Origin of the sequence: Corynebacterium sp. HMSC036D02 (assembly GCF_001836165.1) — a bacterium.
In the GTDB taxonomy this organism is placed as follows: Bacteria; Actinomycetota; Actinomycetes; order Mycobacteriales; family Mycobacteriaceae; genus Corynebacterium.
Genome location: NZ_KV827648.1, coordinates 197,633 through 215,075, shown reverse-complemented (window position 1 = coordinate 215,075; position 17,443 = coordinate 197,633). Strand labels below are relative to the sequence as shown.

Sequence of the window (17,443 nt, the reverse complement as noted above, 5' to 3'; positions counted from 1 at the left end):
CAGACCTCGATCCCGCAACCTGCAGGTGGGCGTCGCCAAGCGCTTGCCGACGCCCTACCGTCCACCAGGGAGTTTCGGGATCGAGGTCTGGGGGTTTGGGTTTTGGTGCTACCACAGCGCGAAGAAAGCAACCACCCCAAGAAGCATCGTCCCCAGCGCAACGGCGGCAAGCGCCGGGGCACCGGGCAGGGCGGGCGACGCAGCCCGGGCCAGGATCTCGTCAGCGTCGCGGAGCTTGGTGGTGGCCAACCACAGCACCACCGCCACCACTACCCCAACAATCAGCGCGGCCCATGGCGCAATGGAGCGCACGACGAGCAGCCCCGCGATGAGGCCTGCAAGCCCCGTGCGCTGCCAGGCTAAGCGGGTGCGCTCGGGTTGGAGGCCGGGATCAAAAAGTTCGCTCACGCTAGCAGCTCGCCCACCAGAATCATCAGGCCAATAAGGATCACCACGCCGACAATCAGCGCCAACGCCGGGCTAGCCGGGAGCGGACGCCCATGGCGCATCGCGCGCTCAGAGGCACCCCAGTGAAACCACGCCACCGCCGGCAGGATGATGGCCACGATCAGCATGATGACGGAGACGACGCGAGTCAGCGTGGTGTTCAGCGGCAACTCGAAGGTCTCCAGAGCCACGCCACCCGCGATAAAGGCCAATGACGTGCGGATCCACGCCAAAAAGGTGCGCTCATTAGCCATGCTGAAGCGCGGGTCGGGTTCCTCCCCTGTTCCATACACCGAGCCCGGGAAACGTGCCTTCGTCATAGGCGCTACTGTAGCGCCCCGCTCCTCGCTCCACAGTGTGAGGCGCCCAGAGCGCGCCGACTAGGACTGCGAGAAGGCCTCCAGATCCGCAGGGCTACCAGCGACGACGATGAGGTCGCGGTGGGTGAGCTCGGTGCCGTCGACAAGCGGGCGCCATTGGCCCGGGCCCTCACAGCGAGAAATGAGCTGAACGTTGTGCTCCTTCCACACCTGGTGGAGGTTGAGCGGGCGCTTGCTAATCGACGCCGGCGGGGTCATCGCCGTCACACCATAGTCGGTGGCGATCTCCGCAAAGTCCTCGAAGCGTCCGCCCAACAGGTGCGCCACGCGGCGACCCGTATCGCGCTCTGGGCGAATCACGTGGTGCACTCCGAGTTGGCGCAGGATACGGGCATGAGCATCTGAATCAGCCTTGGCCCAGATATCGCTCACCCCGAGCTCCACGAGGTTGGAGGCCGTAAGGATGGAATCCTCCAGATCCGAACCGATGGCCACTACCACTCGCTCTACCTCATCGACGCCGAGCTGGCGAAGGGCCTCGGCGTCGGTAGTATCGGCGGTCACCGCCTCGGTAAGGTACGCGGCGTGCTCGCGCACGTGTTTCTCCTCAGCATCGATACCGAGGACCTCCACGCCGTGCTCCATCAGCTCGCGGGCCAGGGAAGAACCAAACCGGCCCATGCCAATGACGACGACCGGTGGGATATTAATAGAAGACTTTTCGCGCCGCAGGGCGCTGAACATGTTAGCCAATGAACGGCCTTTCTTCTGGGTAGCGGTAGCGCAGGGTAATGGTCCGGGCGGCCAGTGCCGCCACGAAGGTGGTGGGTCCTACGCGGCCAACGTACATGATGAGACACAGCATGAGCTGCGATGGTGCTGACAAACTTGCGGTAATGCCCGTGGACAAACCCACGGTGGCGAAGGCGGACATCACCTCAAAGGTGACCTGGTCCGCGGTGAACTCGGGGTCCCAGATGCGCAGCGTCGCCACGCCGAGGGCCACGACCACCATTCCGGCGGCCGTGAGCGCGAGGGCTTGGCGGAAGGTGGACAGCGGCAGACGCCGGTGCCCGATGGAGGTGTCCTCCCGGCCCAAGAATTCCGAGATCATCGCGGCGCCCAGAACGCATGTGGTGGTGACCTTGATGCCGCCCGCAGTACCGGCGGAGCCACCGCCGATAAACATCAAGATGTCCGTCACCATCAGCGTCAACGGGTGCGCCTCACCGTAATCGATGGCGTTAAAACCTGCCGTTCGGGGCGAAGCGCTCATGAAGAAGGCGTTGATCAGCTTCTGGCCCAGCGGCATCCCATGCAGCACACCGGAGCCCTCGGAGAGGAAGAAGACCACGGTGCCACCCAGCAGCAAGAACGCGGTGGCGCCCAACGTCATCCGGGCGGTCATGGACATGCGGTGAATGCGGGGCGTGCCGCCGCGCCAGCGCGTTAGCCGTGCGCGGGCCCGTCGCACGAACTCCGCCAGCAAGGGATAGCCCAGACCACCGACAATCAGGGCGAAGGCGAGAGGAATCAAAATCCAGCCATCGGCGGCGAAGGAAATGACGCTGTCTGAATAGGTACTGAACCCGGCGTTGTTGAAGGCTGAAATAGCGTGGAAGATACCTTCCCACACCGCGCGCCCTGGTGCCACGCCGTGTTCGGTGGCTAGGCGCACACCGATGAACACGGCAACTGTGGCCTCGCAGATCAGAGTCATCATCAGGGTGAGCAGCAGGGCATGCCGAATGCCGCCGGAAGCCACAGCACGACCTTCCGCCGCCATGGTCCGGCGGGCTTTGAAACTGATGCGACCGGTCAGAAGCATGCCTGATAGCGATGCCAGGCTCATAATGCCGAGGCCGCCCAGCTGGATGAGCGCGATGATGACCGCTTGGCCGAAGGACGTCCAATAGGTACCGGTGTCCTCCACGACGAGACCCGTCAAGGAGACCGCCGAGGTTGCCGTAAAGAGTGCCGGCAGGAACGGAGTCCACTGCGGCACATTGGCGGAAATCGGCAGCATCAGCAGCAGCGTTCCCACGAGGATGAGCAGGATAAAGCCCACGGCGGTGAGCCGAGCTGGGCCCAGGAAGTGACCGCGTTTCACAGCGGTTCAGCCTACCGCTGGGCGCCGTTTCACGGGACCCCACAAACCTGTGAATATCTCCACAGTTTTATGTAAATAGCATCGGCGGAGCGCTACATCAGCTTGGTCTTCTCCAAGGTCTCCACCCAGCCGTTGGTGAATTTCTCCAGCGGTTTGTGGAAGACCACGCCCAGAATGAGCATCGGTACGGCAAAGAGCAAGAGAGCGAACAGGGAGAGCCAGAAATCACCGTGGTAGGTTCCGGCGATGGCCGCGCGGAGTGCACGGATGGTGTAGGTCGCTGGCAACCAGGGGCTAATGTTCTGGAACCAGTCCGGGAGCACCTGCAAGGGGTAGGCACCGCCCGACGACGATACTTGGACCACCAGCATGAGCACCGCCAAGGCTTTGCCCGCGTTGGCGAAGGAGACCACGAACGTGTAGCAAATCAGCATAAAGATGAGCGAGCTAACCCAGCCCGCCAACAGCATGAGAATCGGGTGCGCGGGCTCAATGCCCACGAAGAAGATGAGGCCCAGAATCAGCATCGTCGACTGCACGAGGCCAACCGCGGCAAACATTCCGAAGCGGCCGAAGAAGCGCTGCATCGGCGAATATGTATCCTTATCCACCACATCCGTGCGCACGCTCACCGCAGTCAGCAGCGCACCCACCCACAGCGCCAGCGCCGTGTACATCGGCGTCATGCCGGCGCCGAAGCTCTTAACCGGGTAGACCGCTTGCCTGTCGACGTCCACCGGCGCCGCAATCGCACGCGCCAAGGCATCCGGATCGGAACCAATGAGGTCCGCCAACTTCTTCAGGTCACCAGATGCCGCAGCGGAGTCGATATCCTTCCGCAGGTCGCCGAACTTGTTGGCCTTATCCTGCAGGCCAGAGGCGAGCTTCTGTACCGCATCCCGAGCATCCGTCAGGGAAGAGGAATCAATGGTGACGGGAGTCTTCGCGGTATCCAGATCCGCGCTCACCTGGCCCAGGGAATCCTGCAGCGCGCGCAGGGATTCACGCAGACCGGAGGTGGAGATTCCCTCCACTGCCTTCTTGGCATCATCGAGGCTGGAGAGATCCGGCTTCGTGGGTTCGGGAGCGTTCGCGGCCGCCGTGAGGCGCGCGTGGAGAGTGCGCTGAGCGTCGATGGCCTCCTCGATACGGCTGAGCGCCTTCTCCTTATCCCCGGCAGGAAGCGGCAGGGCCTCGATGTGTCCGTGCAGGTTCTGATACTGAGCGATGGTGCCTTCTACCTGGCCGGCCAAGGTGTTGAGCGTGGCGACGCGGTCGGCGCGGGAGGCGGAGGCGTCGGCGTAAAGCGCATCAATGCGTTGGCGCACCACGTCATAACTAGCGCTGGTGGCATCGAGGGATTGCTGCAGGGCGTCCGTGGAAATGCTGAGCGAGGAGGACTGAACCTCCGGCAGCTCTAGGTCCGCCGAGTCCGCAATGCGCTGGGCGCTTTCCATGAGCGGAACCGCGGTATCCACGAGTCCAGCCAGGGAGCGCGCGGTACGGGCGGCCATATCGAGCTGGGTCTGCACGCCATCCGCGCGCGCCTGCATCCGGTCCAACACAGCCTTGGTATCACCCTGGCTCAAGAAATCGGAGAGTGAGGTGACCAGATCGAAGGAGACGTCACCGACCGTCGTGGTGAAAGCTTCAGCCACTTGAGCCGACACGCCCTCTGCGCCTTGACCGGTGATCTTCGGCGCCAGCGCGTTCTTCTTCTCATTCATATAGAAGGATAAATCCGCGGGCTGGGAACCATCCGTGTAGAAGTTCATCATGTCGGTACTGAAGTCTTCCGGCAGCACGATGGCTGCGTAATACTCACCGGACTTGGTACCTTCAATCGCCTCATCGGAAGTCGTCACAACCCAATCCAGCTGCTCGTTTGCACGTAGCTCATTGAGCACCTGGTCGCCGACGTTGATGGGCACCGGCAACAGATCGCTTTTATAGCCGGTGTCCTTGCTAGCCACCGCCACCTTGAGCTGGCTGGTGTTATCGAAGGGATCCCAGCTGGCCAGAACGTTAAACCAGGTGAACAGCATCGGGATAACGACGAGGCCCACGAGCATCACCGTGCTCATCACGTTGCGGCATGCGGTGCGCATGTCGTTGACGAAAAGATCGAGTGTTCCACGCATTAGTTATCCCCCTCCGTGGAGTCGGCCCCGATGCGAGCCGGATGTTTGATGTCATCCTCATCCAACGTCACCAGCTCTGCGGACTGCTTCAGACTGATGCGTAGGTAGTCCAGGGTGACCGCGGCGATAATGATGAGGAAGCACCATGCCGTCCAAATAGCCAGAAGCAGCGGCTTCTGGTCGGGCAAGAGACCCGAGACGACGATGAGGATCACCACTCCGATAACACCGGCGATGGCCACCAGCTTGAGCCAGTAGCCCCAGTCATGCGCGCGGCGGTCCAAATCTTTCTTCAGACCACTGCGGCTATCCAACGCCTGGATGACGTCCGCGATGCGGTAGCCGGAGCCGACAACCTGCACATTTTCATAGTCAAAGAGCTCGGTATCCCGCAGCTCGCGGTTAAAGATGACGTTGAAGTGCGCCAAAGCCTTACGCAGCAACAGGCCGAAGACGAAGAACAGAATGAACATGAAGGCGAGCACGCCCATGTTCTTGAAATAGTGGTTGCCGTAGAACCCACCGATGGTTTCACGCATGGCATCGATGCCGTACGTGAATGGCAGTAGTGGGTAGATGGTGTGGAAGAAGTTGGGCAACAGCTCAATCGGGTACAGGCCCGAAGCACCCGGAATCTGGATAATGACAAAGACCACGCAGAGGCCGCGGCCGAGGTGCCCCAGCGACGTCGACAACCCATAGATAATGCTCAAGTAGGCCAGCCCCACGAGCACGCCCGTCAGAATGAAGGCAGGCGCGTTCACGGTCTGCACGCCGATGAGCAGATCACCCACGGTCACCGTGACGGCCTGGATGATGACCATCAGGGCCATGAGGAGGAAGCGGCCCAAGTAGGCCTGGCCCACCGTGATGCGGTCGAAGCCCTCCTTATCGACCTCAACCCGGAAGATCACCATGAGGACGAAGGCACCAATCCACAGAGAGAGGTTAGTAAACAGCGCCGCCATGGCGGAGCCGTAGCTGTCCACCGGGTACACGGTTTCGGTCTTCAGCTCGATGGGCTCCGCAAAGAATTTACCGATTTCTTCCGCGTCCAGCCCGGTGACATTTTGAACGACTTTGGAGTTCATCGCGGCACGCAGCGAACCCACATCGCCCTGCATAGCGCGCAGGCTGTCCTGCAGGGCCAGGAGGTTGGTATCGAAATCGGACAAGGTGTCCTTCGTGGCGCGCAGCTGCTGGGCCACGCCGTCCAGGAGACCATTGGCCTCCTGCATGGTTCCCTTCTGAGCTTCCAGGGTGGAGCTCAAAGCACTCGCCATGGAGCTCAGATTGCTCATGGCACGGTTGATTTCGGGCACAGCGGTGGTCACGGTATCGCGCAGCGTTTGCGAGGTGGCCTTGGTATCTGCCGCCGCCTGGTTGATGGCCTCCGCACTTGCCTGCACGTTGTCCGCTGCGGCCTGGGTATCCTTGCTCAGCGCATTCAGGTTCCCCACCAGCTGGCGGTTGGATTCATTGCCCTCATCGAGGCGCTGGATGGCGTCATCGATCTCCTTGGCCACCTGCGGCGAGAGCGTTGCGGAATCGCGCAACGCCTTGAGCTGCGCAATCGACTCCGCGCTCGCATCAATAGCAGTGTTCGCCCGCTGCGTGGCGTAATCGAAACGGTCACCGGCCTGGTTCAGGCCCGCAGTGACATCCGCGATGGATTCCTGCGCCTTGGCGGTACCGTCCGCCACCGCACTTGCACCACTGACGAAGGCACCGGTGGTCTGGTCGGTGAAGTCACCGATGCCCCCTTGGGCCTGCTCGACTAGGGAGGAGACCTCGGCGAGGGCGGTTTGGGCGTCGCCCAGCGCAGCACTCACATCAGCCACCGTGGACTTGGCGCCCAACGTGGAATCAGCGGCGGCGTCAAGCTTTCCCTGGATGCGCGCGAGGTTCTCACGGTTGCCGTCAATCTCCTGCGCGGTCTCCCCGAAGGCCGAACTAGTGTTGTTCATCGCGCGCGTGACTTTTCGCTCGAAGTCGGTACCGGTGTCCTTGATGTTCTCCGCCGCGACGGTGGCCACCTGCTCCTTGAAGGCCGCCGTGATCTGCTTGTCCAGACCTTTGGCACCGGCATCCGTGATCTTCACGGCGATGGCATTGTTCTTCTCATTGACGCGGTAGACCAACTGGGGCTGCGTGAACTTCCCGTCGAGCATGCTCACGAGGTTCTCGCTAAAGTCCTCAGGAATCGTCACCGAGGCATACACGTCTCCCTCTAAAAGGGCTTTCTCGGCTTCGTCGCGCTCGAGGAATTGCCAGCCTAGCTGGTCATTCTTTTTGAGTTTCTCAATGACCTCGCTGCCGACATCTATCTTCCCCGTCAGCTCGTTGTTAGCACCCTTATCCTCGTTGACCACGGCCACCTTGATGTTGTTGGTATGGCCGTAGGGGTCACGAAAAGCCGCGATGTTCACCCATGAATACAACGCGGGGGTGATGATAAGCCCGATGAGGATGATCCACGCCCTGGGGACGCGGCCAAGCCTGGCTACATCTCTAATAAAAATCTTCCAACTTTGGCGCACTGAAGGCAGTGTACCCGTTGAAGCTTCGAGTCTCTAACCTGCCGAAATACATAAAGTAATTTAAATAATTAACAAATAAACTTTAACATGGTTTGCCGGATCAAACCCCTGGTTTGAACATATGGCGATGAAAACTAGACTTCAAGTAGTTGAACTTTTGGTATGGAGATGCCTATGCGTAAGACCTTAATCAGCCTCACCGGCCCCGCCTTCGTTGCTGCAGTGGCTTACGTCGACCCCGGCAACGTAGCCGCCAACATCAGCGCCGGCTCCCACTACGGCTACCTCCTGGTGTGGGTACTCGTCGTGGCCAACCTCATGGCCATGTTCATCCAGTACCACTCCGCCAAACTGGGCCTAGTCACCCACCGCTCCCTGCCGGAAATCATGGGCGAGCGTCTCTCCCGCCGCGCGCGCCTAGGCATGTGGGCCCAGGCCGAGCTCATCGCCGCGGCCACCGACCTCGCCGAAGTCATCGGCGGCGCCATTGCCCTGCAACTCCTCTTCAACCTCCCCCTGTTCGCGGGCGCGCTCATCATCGGCGCGGTCTCCATCATTCTCCTCATCTTCCAGAAGAAGAACCAGTGGTTCGAGGGGCTTGTCATCGGCCTGCTCCTGGTCATCTGCATCGGCTTCCTTGCCGGCCTCGCCATCGCCCCGCCCGACCCCGCCGACGTGGCCGGCGGCCTCATCCCCCGCCTAGAGGGCAAGGACAGCATCCTGCTGGCCGCCTCCATGTTGGGCGCCACCGTCATGCCGCACGCCATTTACCTACACTCCTCCCTGACCAAGCAGCGCTACCCCGACCTGGAAATCCCCCACGTGCTGGCCGGCACCCGCGCGGACATCGCCGTGGCGCTGTCCATCGCCGGGCTCGTCAACGTGGGCCTGCTGGTCCTGGCGGGCTCGGCCCTCTACGGCGTGGACGGCACAGAGACCATCTCCGGGGCCCACACGGCGATTGCCAGCCACCTCGGCCCGCTGGCCGGCGTTCTCTTCGCCATCGGCCTGCTGGCCAGCGGCCTCGCCTCGACGTCAGTGGGCGCCTACGCCGGCTCCGAAATCATGGACGGCCTGCTTCACATCAAGGTCCCCCTACTAGTCCGCCGCCTGGTCACGCTCATCCCGGCGCTGGTCATCATCGGCTGCGGGGTCGACCCCACTATGGCACTGGTGGTCAGCCAGGCACTTCTTTCCCTGGGCATCCCCTTCGCCATCATCCCGCTTTTCCGCTATGCCGGCTCCCGGGACGTCATGGGTGAGTTCGCCGCGAAACCCTGGTCTATGGCCGTGGGCTGGACGCTTGCCGCGCTGGTCATCGCACTCAATCTCGCCCTCGTGCTCCTGCCGCTGCTCTAGGCCGCCTACAATCAGCAGCCATGATTGAAGTAGCAGCCGTCGTCATCCGCAACCCACAAGGCCACGTGCTTACCGTGCGCAAGAAGTCCTCCACCAAGTACCAACTGCCCGGCGGCAAGCCTGAGGCGGGCGAGGCGCTTGTCGACGCCGCCCTGCGCGAAGTCGCCGAAGAAGTAGGCCTCACTCTCGACGCCGAGAGCCTCAACAAACTCGGCACCTTCGACGCTCCCGCCGCCAACGAACCGGGCGAGGTCGTCGTCGGCACCATCTTCACCTACACCCGCACCGTCACCACCGACGAACCCCACGCCGCCGCCGAAATCGGGGACACCGCCTGGGTCAACCCAACAGCACCCGACCGCGAGCTTGCGCACCTGTTGCGTGACCGCGTCTTCCCCGCGCTGGCTGGGTAGGTACGTTTTCGTAAATTGCATCTCGAAGCCACAGGCCGCATCGCCTGTTTCTACGCATCTGTAGCAGCGCACCTCCGCGCCCATTTTCTCGGCTCATCAACATAAGACAGAGGCAGGTCCGCTGAAATACCCACCCCTACTCAGGCATTTACTTCTTCCCGCTGGGAAGAAACACAAGGACAATGACCAAAACTGCTAGAGCAATCGTGACAGCATACGGCCATTGAACATAAACGGAAAGCGTCATCAGAATAACGCCAATAGTGGCCAAGATTTTTTTCCACATAAATTATTCTCCCTAACCGGTAGATTCTCTTTGACTGCTCTCCAGACAGTTCAGCAACGTCCATATGGCGAAATTCCAAGCACGCTACCCTAAAACCTTCGCCATTTAGTGCAACGATAGTTTTCAAAAACCAACCCGCTGAGGAAGTGCTTTAACTGGAGCGAGAACTGATACTGCCGCAATCAGCACTACCAGAGGCGCACATTTCTTGGGGCAATACATGCCCTTATCCCTTTCGCGAGAAGATGGCCGAGAACTCGGACACCCCCTAGAGTTACATGTGGTAGACAAATTTGGAAGCAAAAATGGAAACCGTAGACGAACGTATACACTTCCCCAAAAATCCTTGCGAGAGCCCGCAAGAGGGCGTATCTTGCCGCAATTCGCCCTGCTGACATTTAGCCTCCTTTAGGCTTCGGCCTACCTGCTGCTTCTGTCATTGTCGGCACCATCTTCACCTGCACACGCACCGTCACCACCGACGAGCCCCACGCCGCCGCCGAAATCGGCGACACCGCCTGGGTCAACCCAGCTGCACCCGACCGCGAACTTGCGCATCTGTTGCGCGACCGCGTCTTCCCCGCGCTGGCCTAGCGCCAACTGTCAACACTTCGGCGTCATTGACCCCGAAGCCATCAAGAGCTACCCTTTTGAACATGTTCACTGAACACGTTCACCCATCGCGTTCGGCCGCCAAAGCTGGCACCGACAGCAAGGTCCTGGCCACCGCCTACGATCTCTTCCTCACCCAGGGCTACGCCACCACCAGCATCCGGACCATCGCATCCGAGGCTGGCGTCAGCGTGGGAACCGTCATGGGAGTCGGCGACAAACAAACGCTGCTCATCCGCACCATTGGCCAACACATTTCAGAGCTCCACGACGAGATTCGGGGGCAATCCGATAGCCTCCTCGATGTCCTCAAGCCATTCCTCCAGATGTTCACCGGCCACGAAGAACTCTCCCGTGCGTTCGGCGCGGCACTCATCCAACAAGGAAATCAAGGCGAAGCACTCACCGCGCTCAAAACACTCCTGACCGATGAAATCACCCTGCGCCTTGGCTCCAGACTCAACAGTGACGATGCAGCCGAGTACTCCAACCTGCTATACAACGTCTACCTCGGCTTTCTCATCGGGTGGGCCGCGGGCCTCTACGACACCGAACAACTCACCTCCCAAGCCGCCTCATCCATCGAACGCCTCAACACCGCATTCGGAGTAACCCAATGATCCTAGAATCCTCCCCCGCTTGGCCCTCCCTGCTACTGGCTGCCATCCTGCTTGGCGACGCCGCCCTCTCCCTCAAACCAGTCCCCTTTATCGAAGCCTGCCTCAGCGGCGTCAAACTCCCCAAGGACTGGTGGTGGGCGCTCATTGTCATCAAGTATCTCGCCGCCGCAGGACTCATTGCCGGCCTCTGGTTCCCCGGCGTAGGAATTGCAACCATGGTTGGCGTCATCGCATACTTCTGCGCAGCCGCAGCAGCCCATGTCCGCGCCCACTTCCTCGGTAGCGCATTCTGGATCAACTGCTTAGGCATGCTCGCACTCTCCATCGGAGTACTGATCCTGACGCTCGCACTGAATTAAGACACCAGTCAACCTTTCACGGCTTCCTGAAGGCAGATGCATCATTGCACCCCTTGATTGATGACTTGATGCTTTCTACTCTAAACGTATGCGCACCAGGATAGACCTCCCCTCCTTCGATTGCGGCGGACCAGCTCTAGTTGATCTCAGCGACAAGGAAGCCGTGTGGGCGGCGCTCGATGATCATTCCTGATGTCAACATTCTCGTTCATGCCTTCCACTCCGCAGCACCACAACATGAACCCGCTCAACAGTGGCTAAGTAGTGCTCTGAATCGGCATGAAACAATTGAGCTCCTGGATGTTGTGGCAACAGGCACCTAAAACTCTGCCATCAGGCTCAATGGTAACTTGGCAAATCCCCTGTAAAGTTTGACGCTTATTTCCACTATCCATATCTGAAAAGGCAGACAACGCAGCACGAAAACTTGGTTCCTCAGAATACTCTCTAATTTTCTCTGGGACTGCAGTAAACGAACGCCAGTCTCCAAGTTCGTTCGTCAACTTCATCACCTCATCAGCCGATAGCTTTCGCTTAAGACCTTCGGAAGGATCTCTGTCGAGCCTCTGTTTATATTGACTAGCTTTTGTTATTTCCACCCATCTCCAGATATTTCAAAATCACGGTCTTATATTCCGGCAAGAGATTTTGCAAACCCGAAATCTCATCCTTTCCAAATAAACCTAGCTTTTCATGCTCGATGCTTTCACTAATATCAATCCCTTCATTCAATGACACGGTGACCCCATATGCGATAATCGCAACCGGATTTTCCACTTTCGGATCTCTTAGAAGAAACGCATCTACTAGGGTATCGGGGAGAGTCTCTAAATTTGCCTCTTCTTTCAACTCGCGCTGAGCTGTCTCGCGAAGCGATAAGTCTCCCCTGTCCGGCCAGCCTCCGAGTAGCTCCCAATCCCCCCTAGGATTAAGCCCCAATAGCACCTTACCGCCGAGGACTGGAATAACCTTCACACTAGCGTGAACAAAAAACCATCCAGTTTGAGAGTCGATCATTTTTCTCCTTAGATCACGTTATTGAATGCTTTTGGGGACAAAAAATCTGTAGCTGAGCAAATTCCCGTTACCAATATTACCGAAAGCACGAATGGGTATCCTGCAGAAGAAGCTTGCGCTAAAGCGGCCCTTCCGGTTTTAGAGTGCCTCGCAGCCACAGGACGCAAGTGCTGAACTAGGTGACCAATAATTCTTCGGAACCACCCTGCCCCCATTTCGCCATCAAGCACATTCGCCCGATAATTACTTCTTTTTCATCCCCTATCTCACTATGCCGTTCGTTGCTTCGGGAAGTGGCTGCGGGGAATAGCACTCATGAATTTTGGAAAGAGCAAAATATTCGGAGAAAGGGATCTGTTCACAGTGAACTTTACCTTTTGAATCCCACGCGAAAGCGTTCAAGCCATACCAAGCCTTGAATTGTCGCTGCAAGCAATCGAAACCGTTAATTCCAAAGAAACTACACAGCTCGGCAATAGTAAATTCAGCTACAACGCTGTCTTCATGCAGCCTAATTCGAACAAAGCTCTCATCGGGATCGATGTTCGCGTTACTTTCCACATCCCAAATTGGCTCTTTTAGTAACTCCATGACGCTCCCAGCCAGCACAGATTAAGGTCAGCGCCTTCATTCTAAGTTCCCTGCTCACGGGCTGTCGGCATACGAAGGAACTGAAAACGTAAAATCCCGAGCCACCGGTGAAACGATGACTCGGGTTCTGTAGTTTGCGGAGACGAGAGGATTTGAACCTCCGGACCTACGCAAGTAAGTCAACTCCTTAGCAGGGAGCCCCATTCGGCCGCTCTGGCACGTCTCCAGCGATTCGCAATGAATCGTCCATCACTCTACCTGAGCGCTTCCCCTAGGGACAAAATGGGGCTTCCCTATTCTTTCCCTGAAGCGCCGCATGCAGCTTGAGGGCCACGTAGAGAGCCGCGCAGCGCCAGCCATCATCCAGCACGCCGGGCCCGAGAATCTCACGCACGCGGTCTAGGCGGTAGTGCAGTGTAGCGCGGTGAATGTAGAGCGCAGCGGCGGTCGCAGAGACGTTGCGGGAATGCTCAAAGTAGGTCAGCAGGGTATGCCAGTAGGAATTGCGGGGGTCGTCGAGAAGCACGGCGGCATCGGGGCTCATCTCCACCACGGTTGCCGGGGTCAGCTCCCACCCGCGCAGCAGGCGCCACGCGCCGGCCTCCTCCCAGCGCAGCGAATCCTGGCCGCAGAGCTTGGCCACGTCCGCCATGAGTCGCGCCTGCGGGGCCGTCGGCGCCGAGCCGCGCGCCACTACCTCAGCGCCGGCGACAAGCGCGGCACTCTGCAGCTCCTCCATGAGGGCCTCGGTGTCCTTGTCGTCGCGACGGCATTCGACAAGCACGAGGGAATCGTGAGAGTCCGCGACCAAGAAAGGCCGGCGTACCAACGGGCGGGCAAGTTCCACGGCCACCGCGCGCTGATCGCCTTCCACCAGCACGCGATGCACGGTCGGCTCACCATCGGCGGGCAGGAGATCGCGCTCCCGCGCACCAGCCAGCGCGGCCTGATCGCCGGTGAGCACCTCGCGGGCCAGCTCACCGAGCTGTTGGGCGCGGGCAGCGAGGGGTGCATCGCGTGCGTCGATAAGCCTGGCAAGGGGCGCAAGCAATGAATCCAGGTGGGCCAAGGGGGCGTCGCCCAGCGCGGGCTCATCAATAATCCACAGGTAGCCCACCAGCCTGTCCTCGTGACGCAGGGGAATGACCACGCGGGGCAGCATGTCATAGCGCGGGTTGGAGGGCAGGCGCACGGGCAGCACAGCCTCCTGGACGCCGAAGCTGAGCATCCACGGGATGGGCTCCGGGGGCGGGGTGCGATTAAGAATCGAGGCCGCCCTGTTCTTATCGATGGCACCGATTTGCGCACTAGCCGCAATCACCGCGATGGCGGGGGTGGTCACCTCAACGGAGCGCTGCAAGATCTGGGCGCATTCGTCGACGATATCTTGGATACTCGTCAGCTGCGGGGGCGGTACTTTTGACATATGTCAAAGGTACTTCCGCTTCTTGTCTAGTGACAAACAAAACTGTGCTGCGCAATAATCTCCTACAGCTAAATGACCCACGTCACACATATACGTTCATGAAGGGCGTCTACATGACCACAACCAACAATTCCGTCAGGGCACAGGACGTTGTCGCCAGCGACAACACCAGTGCAGACGACGGCCTGCAGCGCGGCATGAAGTCGCGCCACCTGCAGATGATCGCTTTTGGCTCGTGCATCGGCACGGGCCTCTTCTTGGGCTCCGGCGCCTCCATCCAGGAGGCCGGCCCCGGCGTTATCGCCGCTTACGCCATCGGCGGCTTCATCATCTTCCTCATCATGCGCATGCTCGGTGAGATGGCCGTGGAGCACCCCGTCGCGGGCTCCTTCAGCGCTTATGCCCGCGAGTACATCGGCCCCATCGCCGGTTTTGTCACCGGCTGGAACTGGTGGTTTACCACCATCGTCGTCGGCATGGTGGAGCTCACCGCCGCGGGCACCATCATGGACTTCTGGTTCCCCGGCATCCCGCACTGGCTCACCGCCCTCGTCGCGCTCGTCATCGTCACCGCCATCAACCTGGTGCACGTCGGCGCCTTCGCCGAGGCGGAGTTCTGGCTCTCCCTCATCAAGGTCGCCGCGCTCATCCTCATGATCGTCGTCGGCGCGGCCATCGTCTTCGGCCTTACCCCGGAGCCAGCCCTCGGCTTAAGCAATATCACTGAGCACGGCGGCTTCTTCCCCAACGGTGCCGCCGGTGTGCTCTTCTCCCTCGTCGCGGTGATTTTCTCCTTCGGCGGCATCATCTCCATCGGCACCGCCGCGGGCGAGGCGCAGGATCCCGCCAAGAGCCTGCCCAAGGCCATCAACAACGTCATCTGGCGCATCCTCATCTTCTACGTCGGCGGCATCGGCATCATCGTTCTGCTCGCCCCGTGGAATGAACTTGATACCTCTACCTCGCCCTTCGTGCGCGCGCTGAGCACCCTGGGTATTAGTGCCGCGGCCACGGGCCTCAACCTCATCGTGCTCGTCGCCGCCGTCTCCGTGTTCAACACCATGACCTTCTCCGGCGCGCGCATGCTGCGGGATCTTTCCCGCGGCGGCCAAGCCCCGCCCTTCTTCAACTCCGTCAGCGCCAAGGGCGTGCCGGTTCGCGCCTTGCTCTTCAACTCCCTGCTCATGGGCTCGGCGGTGCTGCTTAATTTCCTCTTCGAGGGCAAGATCTTGATTGTTCTCCTCGCCATCATCGTTGGCGCAGAGCTCATCTCCTGGTCCGCCATCGCGCTAGCACACCTGAACTTCCGCAAGCGCTGCCCTGACGCCGCTTTCCGCGCGCCCCTCTATCCCATCGCTAACTACCTGTGCTTGGCCTTCTTCGCTCTTGTCATCGCTTTGATGTTCATGCTGCCCGACTACCGCACCGGCGCCATTGTCCTACCCTGTTGGATTGTGACCTTGGCCCTCATCTGGCTGGGCAAGAAGCGCCACGACGCACGAACCAAGTAGAAAGGACCCTCTCATGCAGACCACCATTGGTGATTTCATCCTGGACCGCCTCAAGGCCATCGGCATTACCGAAATCATCGGCGTTCCCGGTGACTTCAACTTGAGCTTCCTCGAGCAGATTGAGGCTTCCGAGGGCATCCGCTTCGTCGGCGCCTGCAACGAGCTCAACGCCGCCTATGCCGCCGACGGCTATGCCCGCCAGAAAGGCGTCGGCTGCCTGCTCACCACCTATGGCGTGGGCGAGCTTTCCGCCCTCAACGGCATCGCCGGTGCCCGCGCCGAGCACGTCCCGCTGGTGTCGCTGGCGGGCGCGCCGCCGCAGTATGCCACGGAGTTCCGCTGGAACCTGCACCACTCGCTTGCCGACGGCGACTTTGCCAACATGCTGGATTCCTTTGCACCCTTCACCGAGGTGGCCACGCGTGTGTCCCCCATGAACGTGGTCGAGGAATTCGACCGCGCCCTGCACACCTGCCTGCGCGAGAAGCGCCCAGTGCACATCCAGATTCCTTCCGATATCACTCACCTGACCATCGAGGTCCCCGACGAGCCTTTCTCCACCGAGCTCGCAACCTCCGATCCGGAACGCCTGAACGCCGCTGCGGACTACGTGCTGGAACACCTAGCGAAGGCCAAGGACCCGATCATCCTCATCGACCAGGACACCAACCGCCACGGTTTCACTGAGAAATTCCGCGCCATCATCGACAAGGCCCAGCTGCCCTACTCCCAGCTCTCCTCCGGCAAGGCCATCTTGTCTGAGCGCCATCCGCTCTTCATCGGCACCTATAACGGCGCGGCCTCTGCCCCGGGCGTGCAGGAGCGCATTGAAAAATCTGATTTCCTGGTCACCACGAACCCGCGCTTCATCGAGGTCAACTCCGGTTCCTTCACCCACAACCTGGCCGATGCCCGCGTCTATAACTTCGGCGACCAGCACCTCAACGCCGACGGCGAGTTCTTCGTGGGCATCAATACGCTGGAGCTTCTCGACGTCCTCCTCGACCGCATCCCGGAAGCCGGGGCATCGACAAGCGCGGCTTTCGAGCCCGAGCCCTTCGAGCCGAACCCGGATGCCCCGCTGACCCAGGAGCGCATCTGGCCGCAGATGCTCGGCTTCATCCAGGAAGATGACGTGGTCATCGCCGAGGCTGGCACCTCCAATATCGGTCTGGGCCAGCAGCGCATGCCCGAGGGCGTGCAGTACATCAACTCCACCATCTGGGGTTCCATCGGCTTCACCCTGCCGTGCGTCCTCGGATCGCAGCTGGCTAACCCGGAGCGCCGCCACGTCCTCTTCATCGGTGATGGCTCCTTCCAGCTCACCGCCCAGGAACTCTCCACCATCGTGCGCCAGGACCTCAAGCCCATCATCGTGCTGGTCAACAACGATGGCTACACCATCGAGCGCTACATCCTGGGCATGGAGCGCGAGTACAACGAGATCCAAATGTGGGATTACACGGCGCTGCCGAAGGTGTTCATGAAGGACACCACGATGGAGTCCTACGTGGCCTCGACCGAGGGCGAATTGGCCAAGGCCCTGGAGGATATCGCCGCCCACCCGGAGCGCGGTGCCTTCCTCGAGGTGCGCCTCGACGCTTTCGATGCGCCGAAGGGACTTCAGGCCTTCGGCCCGCAAACTGCAGAATTCGACTTCGGGCCCCGCGGCCCCCGCAACGCCTAAGGTG

At 60.3% G+C, this 17,443-nt stretch carries 15 protein-coding genes and 1 tRNA gene; 6 read left to right on the top strand and 10 right to left on the bottom strand.

Features of this window, described 5'->3' with window-relative positions; genetic code table 11:
- Positions 1 to 108 precede the first annotated feature (108 nt).
- From HMPREF2743_RS01190 to HMPREF2743_RS01165, 6 genes are all read right to left on the bottom strand, one after another.
- Positions 109 to 408, bottom strand: a complete 300-nt coding sequence (locus HMPREF2743_RS01190; RefSeq protein WP_070525122.1) for a DUF202 domain-containing protein — start codon at positions 406 to 408, stop codon at positions 109 to 111.
- Complete coding sequence (locus tag HMPREF2743_RS01185) at positions 405 to 767, bottom strand: YidH family protein (protein ID WP_070525120.1); 363 nt, start codon at positions 765 to 767, stop codon at positions 405 to 407. Before HMPREF2743_RS01185 ends, HMPREF2743_RS01190 begins: the two co-directional genes overlap by 4 nt.
- A 60-nt stretch (positions 768 to 827) precedes the next feature.
- Positions 828 to 1,511 carry a potassium channel family protein gene (locus HMPREF2743_RS01180; RefSeq protein WP_070818044.1) on the bottom strand — a complete coding sequence of 228 codons (684 nt, stop codon included), beginning with the start codon at positions 1,509 to 1,511 and terminating at the stop codon, positions 828 to 830.
- A gap of 1 nt (position 1,512) precedes the next feature.
- Positions 1,513 to 2,877, bottom strand: coding sequence for a TrkH family potassium uptake protein (locus HMPREF2743_RS01175; protein ID WP_070818043.1), 1,365 nt, complete (start codon positions 2,875 to 2,877; stop codon positions 1,513 to 1,515).
- A gap of 92 nt (positions 2,878 to 2,969) precedes the next feature.
- The gene (locus tag HMPREF2743_RS01170; RefSeq protein WP_070818042.1) at positions 2,970 to 5,018 is read right to left on the bottom strand and encodes a YhgE/Pip domain-containing protein; all 2,049 of its coding nucleotides are present in this window, start codon (positions 5,016 to 5,018) and stop codon (positions 2,970 to 2,972) included.
- Complete coding sequence (locus tag HMPREF2743_RS01165) at positions 5,018 to 7,558, bottom strand: YhgE/Pip domain-containing protein (protein WP_070818041.1); 2,541 nt, start codon at positions 7,556 to 7,558, stop codon at positions 5,018 to 5,020. Before HMPREF2743_RS01165 ends, HMPREF2743_RS01170 begins: the two co-directional genes overlap by 1 nt.
- A gap of 174 nt (positions 7,559 to 7,732) precedes the next feature.
- On the opposite strand from HMPREF2743_RS01165, the gene HMPREF2743_RS01160 reads away from it, so the two are divergent.
- The 4 genes from HMPREF2743_RS01160 to HMPREF2743_RS01145 all read left to right on the top strand — a co-directional run bounded on the left by HMPREF2743_RS01160 (position 7,733) and on the right by HMPREF2743_RS01145 (position 11,207).
- On the top strand, positions 7,733 to 8,917 hold the full coding sequence (locus HMPREF2743_RS01160; protein ID WP_011272788.1) for an Nramp family divalent metal transporter: 1,185 nt from the start codon (positions 7,733 to 7,735) through the stop codon (positions 8,915 to 8,917).
- Between the two features lie 20 nt (positions 8,918 to 8,937).
- Positions 8,938 to 9,330 carry an NUDIX hydrolase gene (locus HMPREF2743_RS01155; RefSeq protein WP_070524603.1) on the top strand — a complete coding sequence of 131 codons (393 nt, stop codon included), beginning with the start codon at positions 8,938 to 8,940 and terminating at the stop codon, positions 9,328 to 9,330.
- Between the two features lie 942 nt (positions 9,331 to 10,272).
- The gene (locus tag HMPREF2743_RS01150; RefSeq protein ID WP_010188362.1) at positions 10,273 to 10,848 is read left to right on the top strand and encodes a TetR/AcrR family transcriptional regulator; all 576 of its coding nucleotides are present in this window, start codon (positions 10,273 to 10,275) and stop codon (positions 10,846 to 10,848) included.
- Positions 10,845 to 11,207, top strand: coding sequence for a DoxX family protein (locus HMPREF2743_RS01145; RefSeq protein WP_010188361.1), 363 nt, complete (start codon positions 10,845 to 10,847; stop codon positions 11,205 to 11,207). Before HMPREF2743_RS01150 ends, HMPREF2743_RS01145 begins: the two co-directional genes overlap by 4 nt.
- A 579-nt stretch (positions 11,208 to 11,786) precedes the next feature.
- Here HMPREF2743_RS01145 and HMPREF2743_RS01140 read toward each other — a convergent pair.
- The 4 genes from HMPREF2743_RS01140 to HMPREF2743_RS01125 form a co-directional block, all read right to left on the bottom strand.
- A complete protein-coding gene (locus tag HMPREF2743_RS01140; RefSeq protein ID WP_010188359.1) occupies positions 11,787 to 12,224 on the bottom strand; it encodes an NUDIX domain-containing protein in 438 nt (145 codons plus the stop codon).
- A gap of 261 nt (positions 12,225 to 12,485) precedes the next feature.
- Entirely contained in the window at positions 12,486 to 12,815 is a 330-nt protein-coding gene (locus tag HMPREF2743_RS01135; protein ID WP_070818040.1) for a hypothetical protein, read from the bottom strand.
- Positions 12,816 to 12,952: 137 nt separating this feature from the next.
- Positions 12,953 to 13,041, bottom strand: a tRNA-Ser gene (locus HMPREF2743_RS01130).
- Between the two features lie 45 nt (positions 13,042 to 13,086).
- Complete coding sequence (locus HMPREF2743_RS01125) at positions 13,087 to 14,241, bottom strand: PucR family transcriptional regulator (protein ID WP_070525101.1); 1,155 nt, start codon at positions 14,239 to 14,241, stop codon at positions 13,087 to 13,089.
- 113 nt (positions 14,242 to 14,354) lie between these two features.
- Between HMPREF2743_RS01125 and HMPREF2743_RS01120 the strand changes: the two genes are divergently transcribed.
- Complete coding sequence (locus HMPREF2743_RS01120) at positions 14,355 to 15,752, top strand: amino acid permease (protein WP_083298948.1); 1,398 nt, start codon at positions 14,355 to 14,357, stop codon at positions 15,750 to 15,752.
- A 13-nt stretch (positions 15,753 to 15,765) separates the two neighbouring features.
- The gene (locus HMPREF2743_RS01115; protein WP_070525099.1) at positions 15,766 to 17,439 is read left to right on the top strand and encodes an alpha-keto acid decarboxylase family protein; all 1,674 of its coding nucleotides are present in this window, start codon (positions 15,766 to 15,768) and stop codon (positions 17,437 to 17,439) included.
- The last annotated feature ends 4 nt before the right edge of the window (positions 17,440 to 17,443 follow it).